This is a genomic window from Phormidium tenue FACHB-1052 (assembly GCF_014696675.1).
Lineage (GTDB): Bacteria > Cyanobacteriota > Cyanobacteriia > Phormidesmidales > Phormidesmidaceae > Nodosilinea > Nodosilinea tenuis_A.
Window position 1 is genome coordinate 122,327 of sequence record NZ_JACJQN010000001.1, and the last position, 17,564, is coordinate 139,890.

A 17,564-nucleotide genomic window follows, 5' to 3' on the forward strand; every position below is an offset into this window, starting at 1 on the left:
CCTACTCGTCGCCACCATCACCAGCGGAGGAGGAACGACGGCGGCGGCGACGGCGCACGCTGCTAGACGATTCTTCTGGCTCAGCTTCGGGGGTGACCTCTACGGGGTTTAGTTGAATAACAGGGGCAGGTTCGATAGTCGGCTCTGGAGTTGAGGCGATCGCGTCAAGAGGCATGACCTCAGCTTCCTGGGCTTGAGCACGGGCCGAGCGCGTGCGCACGGTGCGGCTAGGAGACGGCTTGGGCGCTGGGGGCGCTGGTTCAGTCACACCCACCAGCGGCACTTCGACAGCAGTCTCTGCCGAAGTTTCCATTGGGGTTAGAGACACAATCTCGGGTGGAGCCTGCCCTGGCAACACCACCGACACCATCACGTTGCGAGGGTCAGCCACCTCTTGGGTCGACAGCACCATGGGTGAAATTCCCATCATGGCGTAGATACGCTGCTCATCGGGGGTCATTTCGACGGTTACCACTTGAGGGGGCACAGCGGACTTCCGATTCCGAGACGGATCGCTTTGTGAATCGGTTCGTCCCCCAGTTCGCCCGCGCCCGCGAGGCACAGCCTTTTCATCTTCAGGCTTAGGAGATACTAGCGGTGTCAGCGACTCAATCGGCTCTTTAAAGTCAAGCGGAGCCGGCCCACTGTCTTTCACAACAGGCAATTCTTTACCGTTGCTGCGAGTCGGCAATGGATCGCGGCGGCGACGGCGGCGGTTGTTGCCGCGACCCGATTTGTCTTGATAGCTAGGGTGATTACCCAAATCTAGCTCTTGCAGGTCAGGACGACTATCAAAGTCGCTCGGATCGCCGGGGGGAAGTGGCGCTAGCTGAGGAGCCGGACTTACCCCAGAGGTCAGAGCGCGAGGGGCAACTTCATTGCCATTGTCCATAGGCACCTCACCGGGCAGATGCACCAGATGACCCAAACCACCGCAGGTGGGACAAGGACGCCCAAACAGCTCATAGATATTTTGACCCTGACGCTTACGGGTTAGCTCTACTAGACCCAGCTCAGACAGTTGCGAAATTTGGGGCCGCGCTTTGTCAGAACGCAGGGCTTTGGTGAAATGTTCAAGCACTTGCAGCTTGTCACGCCGCGAGTCCATATCGATAAAGTCAACGACGATCACCCCGGCAATATTGCGCAGGCGCAGCTGCCGGGCAATCTCAGCGGCGGCTTCGCAGTTAGTCCACAGGACAGTTTCGCGAGCAGTGGCAGAGCGCGTAAAAGAGCCAGAGTTGACGTCAACCACCGTCAGCGCTTCGGTGCGCTCAATAATGATGTAGCCGCCGGAGGGCAAGTCTACCCTCGGCTTGAGAGCCTCGCGAATGGCGGCATTGACTCGAAAATATTCCAGAATGGGAATGCGCTCGCGGTGGTGGTCGATCAGTACCCCAGCGGGCACTTGGCCATCGCTCCAGTTGGCCAGATGTTGCTTTACCCGCTTCATGCCGGTGCTAGAATCGGTCACAATGCGGTTAACTTCAGCGTTGTAGGCGTCGCGCAGCACTCGCTGAATAAAGTCGTCGTCGCGATTGAGCAGAGCCGGAGGACGAGTGCTCAAAGCCTGTTGCTGAATGCTTTCCCACTGCTTTTGCAGGGTTTCTAGATCTTCAATAATGGCATTTTCGCTAATGCCCTCGGCTTCGGTACGCACCAGCAGCCCCATGCCCGCCGGTTTGATCAAAATAGCTAAGGCCCGCAGGCGGTTGCGCTCGCTCTCGCTGCGAATGCGCCGTGATAGGTTGACTCCACGCCCTGAGGGCATCAGGACTAGATATCGCCCCGGCAGGCTGATGTTGCCAGTCAGCCGAGGCCCTTTGTTGCCCGTGGGCTCCTTCATGATCTGCACCAGCACTTTTTGCTGGGGCACGACCAACTCGGTAATGGAACCAGCGCTGCGCTTTAGCTTTAGGGGCCCTAGATCCGTGACGTGCATAAAGCCGTTGCGCTCGCTGTCGCCAATATTGACGAAGGCAGCATCAATGCCGGGCAGCACGTTTTCTACGGTGCCTAAATAAATATCGCTGACCTGGTGGCTACCGGTAGCCACAATCAACTCTTGAATCTGATCTTCAGAAAAAACCGCAGCGATCCGGTTTTGCTCAGCAATAACAATCTGCTTCGGCATCCAAATTCCTCATACGACGCTCACCAGGGAGAATAAAGTCTGCTTTTCCCGCCCTGAGAGGGTGATTTGGCCATTCACCAGCCACGTCAACACCGCTACTGAGCGATCGGAAAACTCGTTTGCAAAGGTTTTGCAATAGAATTCATTGCGACATCGCAATAAACCCTGCTTCCTAAGGGCATGCACAGATTCCCTAACTCGCTGGGCGACTCTAAGAATTCTTGTTCGTACTGGATCTCGTTTGCGCTAGATCTGCTTGGGATAAACCGCACAAGCTGAACAAAAACTCTAACAGAAGCACTTAGCGCTAAGGTTGTGTAGCTGCTTAAGACACTTGCTATGCACCTTTGCTCAGGTACATTAGCTCCTGCTGAGTGCATTATAGCGCCAAGCAGCCGCAGCAACACGATGTTGCGTATCTTTCTACCACAGGTGGAGCAAATTTGCACCTGTGATATTGAACGTGGCTTGCAATATTGCACTGAGACCCGCAACAAAAAGGGCGGGGCGATCGCGGCCCTAACTGTGCCCGCGATCGCCCCGCCCTCTAGGCTTTAAGTTGATTAGGAAGCCGAAGCCGCCGTAGTCCGAGTCCGGGTGCGGCGCTCGGTGACTACGCTTTGAGGCGCAGGCTGGGGTTCGACCTCAACCTTAGGTGGCGATTTTTTCTGGGCCTTAGGCTCAGCCTTAGGTCTGGGGTCAGATTGGGTCTGGGTCTGAGGCTGCACCACAGTCGCCACACCAGAGCCCTGAATAAGCAAGATCAGCATGGGATCGCGCTTATCAAACTCACGCCGCACCAAGCGACGAAGGTCTTGGTCGAGGGCAGCTTTGAGTGCATCTAGGTCAAGGGCAGACTTGCCGTTGCCGTTAGACACTACCAGCTCTGCGCCACGACTTGAGAGCACCTGGGTGATCACCTGCTTCACCTGGCCCTGCAAGCGTTCTTGGGAGATTGACTGAGCCACCCCGCGAATTTGCACGGTGGGGTCGGCTACTAGTTTGCCGTTGCTGCCCACAGTGGCCGCAATAGTAACTAGGCCATCTTCAGCTAGCTGCTGCCGTTCCTTAAGCACATCGCGGCCCACTACCCCAACGCGGGAAGCATCAACCAACTCAATGCCCGAGGGCACCTGACCAGCAATGCGAATGCCTGCGGGGTTAACTTCAACGATGTCGCCATTGTTGATGATCACCATATTCTCAGCGGGTACACCCATGCTTTGGGCGGTTTGAGAGTGCTTCACTAGCATGCGGTGCTCACCGTGCACGGGCAAAAAATATTTGGGCCGGGTGAGAGCTAGCATCAGCTTCTGGTCTTCCTGGGCACCGTGGCCCGAGACGTGAATGCCTTTGTCTTTGCCGTAGACCACGGTGGCCCCGCGCATCATCAGCTTGTCGATAGTGTTGACCACCGAAATGGTGTTGCCAGGAATGGGGTTGGCAGAAAACACGACGGTATCGCCTTGCTTAATCTTGATCTGCCGGTGGGAGTCTTCGGCGATGCGAGTAAGGGCCGCTAGCGGTTCGCCCTGGGAGCCGGTGGTGAGAATTAGCACGTTCTCATCGGCAGTGTGGCCTAGGGATTTGAGAGGCAAAAACAGGCTCTCAGGGCACTTGATATAGCCCAGGTCACGGGCGTGGGCGATCACGTTGAGCATTGAGCGGCCCACCACAAACACCTTGCGGTTGTGCTTTTGGGCTAGCTCCAGAATCATATTGACCCGGTGAACCGACGATGAAAAGGTCGTCACCATCAGTCGTCCCTTAGCCTTGCCAAACTCGCGGTCAAGGTTAGGGAAAACCGATCGCTCCGAGGGAGTGTGCCCCGGCACCTCAGAGTTGGTAGAGTCACTCACCAGGCACAGTACGCCCTTTTCGCCAGCCTCTGCCAACTTCTGAATGTCGAAGGTTTCGCCATCAACGGGGGTATGGTCAAACTTAAAATCGCCCGTGTGGATAACAATGCCCACGGGGGTGTGGATGATCACCGAGCAGCTGTCGGCGATGGAGTGGGTGTTGCGAATGTATTCGACTAAGAAAGAGTTGCCCACTCGCACGGTTTCACGGGGGCGCACGGGGCGTAGCTCGGTGCGATCGCTCATCCCTGCCTCTTCCAGCTTGCCCTCTAAAAGGGCCATCGCCAGACGAGGGCCGTAGATTACCGGAATGTCAAATTGCTTGAGGTGGAAGGCAATGCCACCAATATGGTCTTCATGACCATGGGTGACAATCATGCCCTTGATCTTGTGTCGATTTTCCCGCAGATAGGTGACATCGGGCAGCACAATATTGACCCCGTGCATACCGTCGGTGGGGAAGGCTAGCCCTGCGTCAAGCAGCATGATTTCGTCATTGATCTCGAAAACGCAGGTGTTCTTGCCGATCTCGTGCAGCCCTCCCAGCGGGATGATTTTTAGGGCAGTATTGGCAGATTTTGAAGTCATAAACAATCTCGTCAGTAAACAATTGAGATGAAAAATTGAACAGTTAAAAAAGAATGGGTGGCAGATAGAGCCTAACCGTGTCGGCATTTACAGCCTGGGTTACATGCCAATGGGTAAAGCCGTTTGCTTGCCAAGATGCAGCACAATCAGCGTGCTAGCTGTCGAAAGTAGACACTATGGAGGCAGTTGAGGCCCAGTTCGATGTCGCAACATCGACAGGTAGAGCAGCTAGGGCCATAGACAGTACAGATAGAGCCATAAATACGTTTCACACAGAACGAAAGGATAGACAGACTATTCAGTTGTTAGAAAACTAGCGATGCAGACAGCTCTTGCCAAGGAGGCGAGCCGAGACCGATTTGAAGATAGACGATGGTGGCCAGATACGCCGCTCAGGGCCTAACAGCAGGCCTGCTAGCCTAGGCTTTGGTGGCTAGAATACCTTGGTCAGAGAGCTGCTGGAGCACCTCTGCGATCGCAATACCCACAGACTCATCATCGGGCATGCACAGGGGCGATCGCACTGCCCCTACCGGCCATCCCTGCTGTGCTAGAGCTACCTTCAGGGGCACCGGATTGGTGGTGACAAACAAGACCTTAAACAAAGGCAATAGCTGTAGATGTATTTTTGTGGCCAACCGGGTCTCTCCGGCTTCGTAGGCCTGCACCATAGCTTGAATCTGAGGGCCAACTAGGTGACTGGCTACGCTCACAACCCCGCAACCGCCGACCGAGAGCACCGGCAGAGTCAATGAGTCATCCCCAGAGTAGATGCCAAACTCAGCAGGGGTGTAGTAACGAATTTGACTGGCCTGGTCTAAACTTCCACTAGCCTCCTTAATAGCTACTATATTCGATATTTCTGCCAGGCGGGCAGTGGTTTCGATCGCCAGCGCACAACCCGTACGTCCCGGAATGTTGTACAGCATGATGGGCAGGTCGGGCACCGCTGCCGCAATCTGGCTAAAGTGCTGATAAAGCCCCTGTTGGGAGGGCTTGTTGTAGTAGGGCACCACCTGTAGAGACCCATCTAGCCCTAGATCACAGGCATGGCGGGTAGCCTCAATGGCCTCAGAGGTTGAGTTAGACCCTGTGCCCGCGATCACCTTAGCACGGCCAGCCACTGCTTCGCGCACCGTCTTGTACAGCTGATACTCTTCCTGCCAGCTCAGAGTGGGTGACTCACCCGTAGTGCCGCACACTACCAGCCCATCACTGCCGTTGTTTACCAAATAGTCGGCCAGGCGCTCGGCCACGGCGTAGTCAACGGAGCCATCTTCAGAGAATGGCGTCACCATTGCCGTTAGCACTCTGCCAAAATACGTCACCCGAAATGCCTTATATCCTGCGAAGTTTGAAGTTTAATGACCCTGAGATTATACCAAGTTGCCCCCTAGCGGGTCGGCCCTAGGGAAGATTGTAGGCTAGAAAGCCCATGGAGTCGGCAAATCACGTCGATGAGTTGAATGGCGATCGCATTCCGGGAATGGGTTAACCCAACAGGTCAGAAATGTAAGCGCTATCCACCCTACCGCCGTCTACTCGTTACTGATCCTTAGAAGGCGATCAGCGTACACCCTAAGCTTGACCTAGCCTCAAAAGTCATCCGAAAACTCTCCAGAATCCGCTGAGTGCTCATCTCAGTGAGTGACGCCAACAGCTTGGGGAACTTGCAGCAGTTCAGCAATCTGCACCGCGTTTAGGGCTGCCCCCTTGCGAATTTGATCGCCGCTGAGCCAAAGTTCTAGGGCGTTAGGGTTAGAAATATCCTGGCGGATGCGCCCCACCAGCACATCATCTTGGCCGCTAGCTTCCATCGGCATGGGGAAGTAGTTCCGCGCCCAATCCTCAACTACCCTGACTCCGGGAGCCTGGGCCAGTAACGCCTTAGCCTCCTGGGGCGAGAAGGGTGCTGCAAACTCAATATTAACCGCTTCGGAGTGGGCTCGCAGTACGGGAACCCTCACACAGGTAGCCGAGATTCTCAGGCTGTCGGCCCCAAAAATCTTGCGGGTCTCATTCACCATCTTCATTTCTTCTTGGCAGTAGCCCTGCTCGTTGAGGGGCGAGTTGTGGGGAAACAAGTTAAACGCCAGGGGGTAGGGAAACGCCTCGGCCACCGGCTCTTCCCCAGCCAAAATAGCGCGGGCCTGCTGCTTCACCTCTTCCATCGCCCGTGCCCCAGCTCCGCTAGCCGACTGGTAAGTAGCGACGACCAAGCGCTGCACGGGCTGCACCTGGTGCAGCGGCCACACGGCCAGGGCCATGAGAATGGTGGTGCAGTTGGGGTTAGCAATAATGCCTTGATGGGTGCGGGCCGCCTCGGGGTTCACCTCAGGCACCACTAAGGGCACAGAGGGATCCATGCGGTAGGCACTGGAGTTATCGATGCAGACGGCCCCTGCCGCCACGGCCTTGGGCAACCATTCCTCAGACACCGAGCCGCCCGCCGAGGCCAGCACCAGGTCAATGCCGTCAAAGGAACCTTCGCCTAGGGCCTGCACAGGAATCGCTTCGCCCTTAAAGGTCAAGGTGGTGCCCGCCGACCGGGGAGACGCCAGCAGAGTCAAATCTTTGAGGGGAAACGATCGCTCATCCAGCAGCGCTAGCAGCTCTGCCCCTACGGCCCCGGTGGCCCCCATAATCGCAACTCTCAGCCCGTTCGCCACAGCGCTACCTCAACCTACTCACAGAATGCATTGCATCAGCCGATACTAGCATTTTGCCTTCGCCTACCAACAGCGCCCCTGCTGGCCAGACAGAGCTGCGAAGGATACGCGAAATACAAGGCCGTCACACGTCCGCCAACCCGACTGTTGACGGATCAATCTCTAGGCGAAGACCTATGGACTCAGAAATGTGGACTAAAGCCAAGGAATGGGTAGCAGGCTGTGACGATAGAGTATGCTTATTAATTGCGCCAAAAGTTCCTTACTGGTTTGGAGCGCGCGCAGCCGCCGTCTAGTTAGCAAAAAGACCCCATGAAAGTTACCCAGGAAGTACTGCCCGAAAGCCAGGTGGGACTAGAGATCGAAATTCCCGCTGATCTGTCCCAAAAGACCTACGATCAGGTGCTAAATAAGATGATGCGGACGGTCAATGTACCGGGTTTTCGCAAGGGCAAGGTGCCTCGGCAGGTCTTTTTGCAGCGGGTTGGGTTGACCCAGTTTAAGGCAGCGGTAATTGAGGAGCTGGTGCAGAATGCGGTCGATAAGGCCATCAAGCAGGAAGAGATTGATGCGATCGGCAACTACCAGCTTAAAAGCTCCTTCGAAGAGCTGATCGGTCAGTACGAACCCGGTCAGCCCATTACTATTCAGGCCTCTGTAGACGTTCCCCCTAGAGTTACCCTCAAGACTTACAAGGGGCTATCCGTCCAGGCCGAAGAAATTCTCCCAGACCCCGAGCGGGTCAACAGCACCCTGGCCCAATATCAGAACAATCTTGCGACTTTAGTGCCCATCGAAGATCGCCCCGCTCAGGCTGGCGATGTAGCGGTAATTGACTTTGTCGGCAAAGTTCAGACCGAAAGTGGCGAGTTCGAAGAGTTCCAAGGCGGTTCTGGCACCGACTTCCAGGTAGAGCTAGAAGAAGGGCGGTTCATTCCCGGTTTTGTGGAAGGCATCATCGGCATGGCCCTAGAAGAGGCTAAAGATGTCGAGATTCCCTTCCCCGATGACTACTCTCAAGCCGACCTGGCAGGCAAGCCAGCAGTCTTCTCTATCACCCTGAAGGAAATTAAAGAGAAGGAACTGCCTGAGCTAGACGACGATTTTGCTCAAGAAATCAGCGAATTTGAGACCATCGAAGCCCTGCGCACGTCGCTGACCGAGCGCTACCAGGAAGAAGCCAACGACAAGACCAAGGCCAACAAAGATGCGGCCCTGATCGAAGCTCTAGTGGAGCACCTAGAGGCCGAAATCCCTAATACGCTGGTGCAAAAAGAGGTGGACTTTTTGCTCACCCAAACCATCATGCAGCTCAGCCGCCAGGGCATTGATGTCAACAAAATGCTGACCCGCGAGCTGGTTGACAGCATGCGCCAGCGCACCCGTCCTGAGGCGATCGATCGCCTGCATCGCACCTTGGCCCTGGGCGAGGTAGCCAAGCAGGAGGGCATTAAGATCGAAGAAGCGGCCCTGCAAGAAAAGATTAAAGAGGCCATGGCCGAGGTTGAAGACCCCAGCCAGGTCGATCCCGATCGCCTCAAGCAGGTGCTAACCGAGGAGCTGCTTCAGGAAAAAATTCTGGCCTGGCTTGAGGAAGCCAACACCGTTGAGCTGGTGCCTGAAGGGACTCTGCAAAAGGCGGCGATCGCCGATGAAGCCGATGCTATCGAAGCCGCAGCCGTCGAGACTAATGCCTCTGGTAGTGACGCCATTGAGGTTGAGGCAACTGAGGTTGAAGCCGACGATGCCGCAGCGGTTGAAGCAGATCCGGTCAAGGCCAGCAAGGCTAAGAACAGCTAGAACCGTTGGCACTTGCCTATAGATTCAGCACGCCATCGGTTAGCCCACCCCGTGAACCTAAATTTTTGGGGCATAATGTCGGGTAGGCTAACCGATGGCTTGTTAGTCTGAAACATCTAGCCCAGCGTCGGGTGCTCTAGCCCTCTGACCGTAACGCAATATTCCTAAGCCCTTGAAATCTCGCGCAAACCCATTATGATTGCATCGAACCCATTGAGTAGCCCTATCTTGAGCTTGAGCCAGTCTGCCCTGAGTGCTAACCAGGTTCGCAGCATGCTGCCCGTTGTTGTAGAGCAATCGGGGCGGGGGGAGCGGGCGTTTGACATCTATTCTCGCCTGTTGCGGGAGCGCATTGTGTTCTTGGGCACTCCGGTGATGGATGAGGTAGCTGACTCTATCGTTGCTCAGCTGCTGTATCTAGATGCTGAGGACCCCGAAAAGGATGTGCAGCTTTACATCAACTCTCCAGGTGGTTCTGTAACAGCGGGCATGGCGATCTACGACACCATGCAGCAAATTCGCCCCGACGTGGTGACGATTTGCTTTGGGCTTGCTGCCAGCATGGGTGCGTTCCTGCTCTGCGCGGGGGCAAAGGGCAAGCGCCTTTCCCTGCCGAGTTCGCGGATTATGATTCACCAGCCCCTAGGGGGTGCCCAGGGCCAGGCCGTGGATATCGAGATTCAGGCGAGGGAGATTCTCTATCACAAGAACCGGCTGAATGAGCTGATTTCTCACCATACTGGGCAGCCAATGGAGCGCATCGAGACTGACACCGAGCGCGACTTTTATATGTCTGCCGTCGAAGCCAAAGCCTATGGGCTAATTGACGATGTTGTTGAGCAGCAATATCTTCCCACCGCCCCTACTATGACTGCACTAAACTAGGGTCATTATTTTATGTCTAAGTACGACTCCCATCTTAAGTGCTCGTTTTGTGGCAAGTCTCAGGAGCAGGTGCGCAAGTTGATTGCGGGGCCGGGGGTCTACATCTGTGACGAGTGTGTTGACCTGTGCAACGAAATTTTAGACGAAGAGCTGTTTGACTCGGGTACGGCGATCGCCCAGCCCGTGCCCCGGCGCGACACCCCCGCCGCCGATCGCCCGCGCACCGCTCCGGCCATCGCCCTCAACCAAATTCCCAAGCCCCGGGAAATCAAGAATTACCTCGACGATCACGTCATTGGCCAAGATGAGGCTAAAAAGGTACTGTCGGTGGCGGTTTATAACCACTACAAGCGCCTCAGCTATCTGCAAGGGTCTGAGGGGGAATCAGCCGACGATCTTGTTGAGCTACAAAAGTCAAATATCCTGCTGATTGGCCCTACGGGCTGCGGTAAGACGCTGCTCGCTCAGACCCTGGCCCGCATTCTCGAAGTGCCCTTTGCCGTAGCTGACGCCACCACCCTGACCGAGGCGGGCTACGTGGGCGAAGATGTGGAAAATATTCTGCTGCGGCTGCTCCAGGTAGCCGACCTGGATGTGGAAGAAGCCCAGCGCGGCATCATCTACATCGACGAGATCGACAAAATTGCCCGCAAGAGCGAAAATCCTTCCATTACCCGCGATGTGTCTGGTGAGGGGGTGCAGCAGGCACTGCTGAAGATGCTGGAGGGTACCGTGGCCAATGTGCCGCCCCAGGGAGGGCGCAAGCACCCCTACCAAGACTGCATTCAGATCGACACCAGCAATATTTTGTTTATCTGCGGCGGTGCTTTCGTTGGGTTAGAAAAAATTGTTGAACAGCGGATTGGCAAGAAATCGATTGGCTTTGTGCAGCCGGGCGAAGGGCAATTCTCCCGCGAAAAGCGTACCGCTGACGTGCTGCGTAATCTAGAGCCTGACGATCTGGTGAAGTTTGGCCTCATACCTGAATTTATTGGCCGCATTCCGGCCACCTCGGTGCTAGAGCCGCTAGATGAAGAGTCGCTGATGGCGATTTTGACCGAGCCGAAGAACGCGCTGGTGAAGCAGTTCCAAAAGCTGATGGTGATGGACAACGTGCAGCTTGAGTTTAAGCCGGACGCGCTGCGGGCGATCGCCCGGGAAGCCTATCGCCGCAAGACCGGAGCCCGTGCCCTGCGTGGCATTATCGAAGAGCTGATGCTCGACATTATGTATGAGCTGCCCTCACGCAAAGACCTGAAGCGCTGCACGATCACCCGCGAAATGGTGGAGCAGCGGTCTACCGCTGACCTGCTGCTGCATCCCTCGTCTATGCCTAAGCCCGAATCTGCTTAGCCATGCCCTACATTGACGTCAACCAGGTTAACCATTACTACGAGTGGGTCGGCACCAATACGCCCCGCGACCCCAGTTCTTCGAAGCCGGTGATGGTCTTCATCCACGGCTGGGCCGGGTCGGCCCGCTATTGGCAAAGTACGGCGGCAGCGTTGAGCGATCGCTATGACTGCCTGCTCTACGACATGCGCGGGTTTGGGCGATCGCGTCTCGCTCCCGATCAGCAGGAGGCGGCTGCGGCGCGAGGCTACGAGCTAGATACCTACGCGGACGATTTGGCCGAGCTGTTGAAGGCGCTGAACCTGCCCAAGGTTTCGATCAACGCCCACTCCATGGGGGCGTCGGTGGCAGTGTACTTTTTGAATCAGTACCCGGAGCTGTGCGATCGCGCCATTCTGACCTGCAACGGCATTTTCGAGTACGACAAAGCCGCCTTTGAGGCGTTCTACAAATTTGGCGGCTATGTGGTGGCCTTTCGGCCCAAGTGGCTCGGGAAGATTCCCTTGGCCCCGCGCTTCTTTATGGCCCGGTTCCTCAGCCGCCCCATTCCCGCCGCCGAGAAAATTGCGTTTTTAGACGATTTCTTAACCGCCGACTACGCCACGGCGTTGGGCACTATTTTTACCTCGGTGAGTAAGAAAGCCACCGAAGTCATGCCGGTAGAGTTTGCCAAAATTAGCGTACCGACCCTGTTGGTTTCGGGCGAATTCGACCAAATCACCCCGGCGGAGCTGGGGCGCACGGCGGCAGCTTTAAACCCGAAGGTTGAGTATGCCCTGGTCAAGAACACTGGGCATTTCCCGATGCTGGAAGACCCAGAGACCTATTTGGGATACGTTGATAGGTTTCTTGCCTAGACTTTCTACGGTGCACTGCTTTGCGTTGGCGAAGCCGCGCCTTGGCGTTGTACACCCTACGATTTATGGATGCGCTGCCGATTGATGAACTTATAGCGCTCGATCGCCGCCATGTGTGGCATCCCTACGCGCCAATGCCCAATACTGGGCCGGTGTTTGCGGTGCGATCGGCCCAGGGAGTCTATCTAGAGCTAGAAACCGGGGAGCGCTTGGTCGATGGCATGTCGTCGTGGTGGACTTGCATTCACGGCTACAACCACCCCCGGCTGAACCGGGCGGCCCAAGAACAAATGGGGCACATGAGCCACGTCATGTTTGGCGGGCTGACTCACCAGCCCGCCGTGCAGCTCGCCCATAAGCTAGTGCAGATCACGCCAGAACCCTTACAACAGGTGTTTTTCTGCGATTCTGGCTCGGTGGCGGTAGAAGTGGCCATGAAGCTAGCCATCCAGTACTGGCACAACCGGGGAGAACCGCAGAAACAGCACTTTCTGACGATTCGCAATGGCTACCACGGCGACACCTTTGCGGCCATGGCGGTGTGTGACCCAGTGAACGGCATGCACCACCTGTTTCGCAACAGCCTGGTGGAGCAGTATTTTGCCGATGCGCCCCAGATTCCCTTTGAGGGGGTGTGGGATGAGGCAGATATTGCAAGCTTTGAGGCGATTTTGCAGCGCCACCCTGGCGAGATTGCCGCCGCGATTTTTGAGCCGGTGGTGCAGGGGGCAGGAGGCATGCGGTTTTATAGCCCGCAGTATGTGCGGCGGGCGCGGGAACTGTGCGATCGCTACAACATCCTCCTAATCCTTGATGAAATCGCCACAGGCTTTGGCCGCACGGGCAAACTGTTTGCCTGCGAATACGCAGACGTCACGCCAGATATTCTCTGCGTCGGCAAAGCTCTCACGGGCGGATTTATGTCCCTAGCAGCTACCCTAACCACCGATCACATTAGCGAAACCTTTGCCCAGGGGGAAGCGGGAGTTTTTATGCACGGCCCCACATTTATGGGTAACCCCCTCGCCTGCGCGGTGGCCTTAGAAAACCTGAACCTGTTGGAAAGCTACGACTGGGCCGAGAAGATATGCGCCATCGAAACCCAGCTCAAGCAGGAGCTAACCCCCTGCCGCGATCTGCCAGCGGTGAAGGATGTGCGGATCTTGGGAGCGATCGGCGTTGTCGAACTGCATGAGCCGGTAGATATGGCGGTGGTGCAGCCCCAGTTTGTGCAGCAGGGGGTGTGGCTGCGCCCCTTTGGCCGGCTGGTCTACACGATGCCGCCCTATATCATTGAACCCGAGCAACTGCGGCAGATTACCCAGGCGATTTATGCGATTCTGAGCCAGCAATAAACGAAGCCCCATTCTAGGACTATCCATGTCGGTGATTTACGAAGTTGAGCACGTCACCACCTACCGCTACGCTAAGCCCGTCACCTTTGGCCCCCATAAGGCGATGTTTTTACCCCGGGGCAACTACAGTGGGCGACTCCTGGAATATTCCCTAGACATCAACGTGCCTGCTAAGGTGCACTGGGTCAGCGACACTCTTTCGAACAATGTGGCGGTGATTGACATCGGCGCACCGGCTCAAGAACTGACCTTTACCTGCCGGTTTCGGGGCGAACACTTTGGCACTAAGGGCATTGATAACTTTCCCCTCGACCCCAGGGCAGAGGAGGTACCAGTGCAGTATACCCCCGACGAGTGGACAGATTTAGCGGTATATCTGCGGCCCCACGCCGAAGACCCCAATGGCTCAGTGGCAGCCTGGGCCAAGAGCTTTGTGGCAGGCGATCGCGATCGCACCAGCGACATTCTGAGCCGCATCATGAACACCATTCGCGACACCATTACTTACCGATCGCGGGCAGAGGAGGGCACCCAGCCGCCAGGGGAAACCCTGCGGCTGAAGTCGGGCACCTGCCGAGACTACGCCTGGCTGATGATGGAAGCCCTGCGGCGGCTGGGGATAGCCTGTCGGTTTGTGTCGGGCTACCTGTATGACTCGGCCCTCGATGGCGGCGATGTGGGCATGACCGGCTCAGGGGCCACCCACGCCTGGCTCCAGGTCTATTTACCGGGGGCGGGGTGGCTGGTGTACGACCCCACCAACCGCCTGACTGAAGGGTTTGATTTGATCGCGGTGGCGATCGCTCGCCACCCCGGCCAGGCAATTCCCCTCGCTGGCTCATGGTTTGGCGAGGCCAGCGACTACCTGGGTATGGAAGTTTCGGTGGCGGTGCGTAAGCTGGGGGCAACGCCGGAGTTTAAGTGAGAAAATTTTGAGTTTTGAGTTCTCAGTTTTGAGTTCTTGCAGTCAGGCTTTAATTCAAAACTCAAAACTCAACCTTCAAAACTAATTTCATTCATCCCCTCCTACCGCCCCAGCAGATTGGGAATATCCGCACAGCCGCCAGGAACTGTAGCGCGGGTGGCCTCACCGCCCCAGGCACCGATGTAGCGGCGCTGTTCTTCAGATAGGCGGTACACGCCGCTAAAGTTGGCCCCTTCGACTACGGCTCCGGTGTTGGCTCCAGTGACATAGTCGGGTGCGCCGGTGCGGGTGCGAGGGGTGGCGGTGGCCGCATCTCCATAAAACAGTCGCGCCTCCATCAGGTCGGCCCCAGACAGATTGGCCTGGTACAAAATGGAGCGGGCGAAATTGGTTCTCACCAAGTCGGCCCGGCGCAGATCGGCGCGAATCAGATTGGTTTCGCTGAGGTCGGCCCAGCGCAGGTCGGTGCCCGACAGGTCGGCGGCGGCCAGCATAGCTCCCAGGTCGATGACGCGGGTGCCACTCAGCCGGTCTTCTTCGTAGCCCCCCCGACCATCGAGGATGGGGCGGCCCAGGCGATTGTCGCGGCGCAGGGGGGTGAGCAGCTTCGAGCGAGAGAGGAAGCGCACCACCTTGGCCTTGCCGCCAGCATCGACGCTGCTGAGAATGGCGGCGGTGCGGGCTTCGGCGATGATACGTTCCTGGGGCCAGTCTTCGAGCAGACCTTCGTCATCGAGCACCAGTTCTGAAATGCCCTGAAAGTAGGCATCAATGGTCTGCTGCTGGGTAATCAGGTTTTGCTGCTTGGTCAGGTCGCGGGAGATGACGTACTGCCGCCAGGCCACAAACAGAGCCAAAAAGGCAATGAAAATTTGCCCGATCGCCCCCAAAAAATCTCCTAAGGCTCCCAAAATATCCCACCGCAGGGTCAGCCCCCAGGTCAAGATGGCGCGGTTGATACCGGTGATATTCATCAGCCCCGCCAGCCCAATCAGCACCCCAGGAATGGCGATCAGCAGCGACTGCTGCCGGGCCGACAGCTCTCCTAGCACCTCCTGAAAAAAGGGCCACATCAGCCGAATCGATACCAGAGTAGCCACCAACGACCCGGCCAGGGTGAGCCAAAAACTGCCAACGATCAGCCCCAGCCCAATTACCGCCACCGCCACGATGGTGATAGCGCTAGCTGAGGTGACTGTGGTGTCAACCAGCAGGGGATCGACATTCATAGGGTCGGAGGGGTCTACATCCAGCCGAGCGGCTGCCGGAGGATTCCCTGTCGCACCGTCGCTTGGGTTAGATTGCACGACGAGCTGACCTGGAGTCGCACCAGCGCCGTTGTCTGGGATAGATGTCGGTAGCGGAGGCTGGGCAGGGTCGGGGGGCGGGGGAGTCATGGGCGCGCAACAGTGAGCAAGATCGACAGGCCCCTGGGATACGGCGGCAATGGGCAATTGTCTGGCTACATTTAAGCACCTTAATCTTGGAACTACAGCCATTGGGGTGGGTTTGCCCCCGCTAATCGGTTGGGGCGGCTGGCCCTGACTAGTCGGCTCCGGCCCATCGACGGTAGACTGATGGGGATTTTGCCCGCCAAAACGGGCATTTCAGCACATGTCGAGGAGGGTAGGGGCAGCGGCACTATGGTGATTACTGGGTTAATTTTGCTGGCTGCGATCGCGATTTTAGTCTGGGGCTATCGCCGAGCACGGCCCTACGGCACCGTGGGCATTTTGGCCTGGCTGCAATCGCTGGTGCTAATGGCCCCGTGGCTGCTGTTTTTTGGTCTATTTGCCTTGGGTATTTACGTCAACCTGGCGGGGGTGCTGCTGCTGCTGCTGGGATCTACGGGCATCTACATCTATTTGGGACGACGGCTGCGCGCCCTAGGCCAGGACATGCTCTCGACCCAGCGGCCAGCGCCAGCGATGGACTCTCCCCCCGAGGCCACCGATCGCCTGGAGCCCCTCGATCAACCTAGCGCAGCCCCGACCGCCCCAGCGGCGATCGCCATTCCCGCCGAAGATTTGGCGCAGATCGAAGGTATCTTTGGCCTCGACACCTACTTTCGCACCGAGACGATTCCCTACGACCAGGGGGCGATTTTTCGCGGCAACCTGCGGGGTGAACCAGCGGCTACCCAGGCCAAGCTGGCAGAATCCTTACGAGAGCGGCTGGGCGATCGCTACCGGCTGTTTCTCGTCGAAAATCTGGAGCAAAAGCCCACGGTGGTGGTGCTGCCCGCCAGCAATGACCCGGTCAAAACCACCCCGGCCCAGTGGGCCCTGGCGGGAGGGCTGGCGATCGCCACTATTTTCACCGGCCTAGAAGCCGGAGCGATTTTGCAGGGCTTTGACCTGCTACAAGACTTTTCACGCTGGCAGGCGGCCCTGCCCTTTTTGGTGGCACTGCTAGTCATCCTGCTCAGCCACGAATCGGGCCACTGGATTGCCGCCCGTCGCTACGGGGTGCGCCTCAGCCCGCCTTTCTTCATCCCCGCCTGGCAGATTGGGGCCTTTGGTAGCCTCACCCGGTTTGAGTCCCTGCTGGCCAACCGCAGCGTACTGTTTGACATTTCCCTGGCCGGGCCTGCCGCCGGGGGCATTGTTTCCCTGGCGATGCTGGTGGGCGGGCTGCTGCTGTCGCACCCCGGCAGCGCCTTTCAAATTCCCTCCGGGTTCTTTCAGGGGTCAGTGCTGATTGGGGCTCTAGCTAAGGTAGTGCTAGGCTCGGCGCTGCAAGCGCCCCTGGTCGATATTCACCCGCTCACCATCATGGGTTGGCTGGGGCTGGTGATTACTGCCCTCAACCTGATGCCCGCCGGGCAGCTCGACGGAGGCCGCATGGTGCAGGCGATCTATGGCCGCAAAACCGCCAATCGCACCACGGTGTTTACCCTGGTGGTGCTGGCCCTGGTGGCCTTGGCCAACCCCCTCGCCCTCTACTGGGCCGGGGTGATTGTGATCTTGCAGCGCACCCTGGAGCGCCCCTGCCTCAACGATATTTCTGAACCCAACGATGCCCGCGCCGCCCTAGGGCTACTGGCCCTGTTTTTAGCTCTGACGGTGCTGCTGCCCCTGACCCCCAGCTTGGCCGGTCGCCTAGGGATTGGGACGTGATGGGGTGGGGGGTGAAGGGT

At 57.3% G+C, this 17,564-nt stretch carries 13 protein-coding genes; 8 read left to right on the forward strand and 5 right to left on the reverse strand.

Annotated features, from left to right (window positions below; translation table 11 throughout):
- Position 1: 1 nt before the first annotated feature.
- Positions 2-2,134: a ribonuclease E gene (gene rne / locus H6G07_RS00520; RefSeq protein WP_073606914.1), complete on the reverse strand. Its 2,133-nt coding sequence runs from the start codon at positions 2,132-2,134 to the stop codon at positions 2-4.
- A 408-nt stretch (positions 2,135-2,542) separates the two neighbouring features.
- Here rne and H6G07_RS00525 point away from each other — a divergent pair, with 408 nt between their 5' ends.
- Positions 2,543-2,692: a hypothetical protein gene (locus H6G07_RS00525; protein WP_190740673.1), complete on the forward strand. Its 150-nt coding sequence runs from the start codon at positions 2,543-2,545 to the stop codon at positions 2,690-2,692.
- 5 nt (positions 2,693-2,697) lie between these two features.
- On the opposite strand, the gene H6G07_RS00530 is transcribed toward H6G07_RS00525, so the two are convergent.
- From H6G07_RS00530 to H6G07_RS00540, 3 genes are all read right to left on the reverse strand, one after another.
- The gene (locus H6G07_RS00530) at positions 2,698-4,581 is read right to left on the reverse strand and encodes a ribonuclease J (protein ID WP_073606913.1); all 1,884 of its coding nucleotides are present in this window, start codon (positions 4,579-4,581) and stop codon (positions 2,698-2,700) included.
- Positions 4,582-5,000: 419 nt separating this feature from the next.
- A complete protein-coding gene (gene dapA / locus H6G07_RS00535; RefSeq protein ID WP_073606912.1) occupies positions 5,001-5,909 on the reverse strand; it encodes a 4-hydroxy-tetrahydrodipicolinate synthase in 909 nt (302 codons plus the stop codon).
- Between the two features lie 312 nt (positions 5,910-6,221).
- Complete coding sequence (locus tag H6G07_RS00540; RefSeq protein WP_073606911.1) at positions 6,222-7,250, reverse strand: aspartate-semialdehyde dehydrogenase; 1,029 nt, start codon at positions 7,248-7,250, stop codon at positions 6,222-6,224.
- A 312-nt stretch (positions 7,251-7,562) separates the two neighbouring features.
- On the opposite strand from H6G07_RS00540, the gene tig reads away from it, so the two are divergent.
- From tig to H6G07_RS00570, 6 genes are all read left to right on the forward strand, one after another.
- Complete coding sequence (tig, locus tag H6G07_RS00545) at positions 7,563-9,050, forward strand: trigger factor (RefSeq protein WP_073606910.1); 1,488 nt, start codon at positions 7,563-7,565, stop codon at positions 9,048-9,050.
- A gap of 195 nt (positions 9,051-9,245) precedes the next feature.
- Positions 9,246-9,935, forward strand: a complete 690-nt coding sequence (gene clpP / locus H6G07_RS00550) for an ATP-dependent Clp endopeptidase proteolytic subunit ClpP (protein ID WP_073606909.1) — start codon at positions 9,246-9,248, stop codon at positions 9,933-9,935.
- Positions 9,936-9,947: 12 nt separating this feature from the next.
- Complete coding sequence (gene clpX, locus H6G07_RS00555) at positions 9,948-11,288, forward strand: ATP-dependent protease ATP-binding subunit ClpX (RefSeq protein WP_073606908.1); 1,341 nt, start codon at positions 9,948-9,950, stop codon at positions 11,286-11,288.
- 2 nt (positions 11,289-11,290) lie between these two features.
- On the forward strand, positions 11,291-12,145 hold the full coding sequence (locus H6G07_RS00560) for an alpha/beta fold hydrolase (RefSeq protein ID WP_073606907.1): 855 nt from the start codon (positions 11,291-11,293) through the stop codon (positions 12,143-12,145).
- Between the two features lie 41 nt (positions 12,146-12,186).
- Positions 12,187-13,500, forward strand: a complete 1,314-nt coding sequence (bioA, locus tag H6G07_RS00565) for an adenosylmethionine--8-amino-7-oxononanoate transaminase (RefSeq protein ID WP_242026560.1) — start codon at positions 12,187-12,189, stop codon at positions 13,498-13,500.
- Positions 13,501-13,525: 25 nt separating this feature from the next.
- Entirely contained in the window at positions 13,526-14,425 is a 900-nt protein-coding gene (locus H6G07_RS00570) for a transglutaminase family protein (RefSeq protein ID WP_073606905.1), read from the forward strand.
- Positions 14,426-14,526: 101 nt separating this feature from the next.
- Here H6G07_RS00570 and H6G07_RS00575 read toward each other — a convergent pair whose 3' ends face one another.
- Entirely contained in the window at positions 14,527-15,822 is a 1,296-nt protein-coding gene (locus tag H6G07_RS00575; protein WP_073606904.1) for a pentapeptide repeat-containing protein, read from the reverse strand.
- Between the two features lie 246 nt (positions 15,823-16,068).
- Between H6G07_RS00575 and H6G07_RS00580 the strand changes: the two genes are divergently transcribed.
- Positions 16,069-17,544: a site-2 protease family protein gene (locus tag H6G07_RS00580; RefSeq protein WP_073607067.1), complete on the forward strand. Its 1,476-nt coding sequence runs from the start codon at positions 16,069-16,071 to the stop codon at positions 17,542-17,544.
- Positions 17,545-17,564 lie beyond the last annotated feature (20 nt).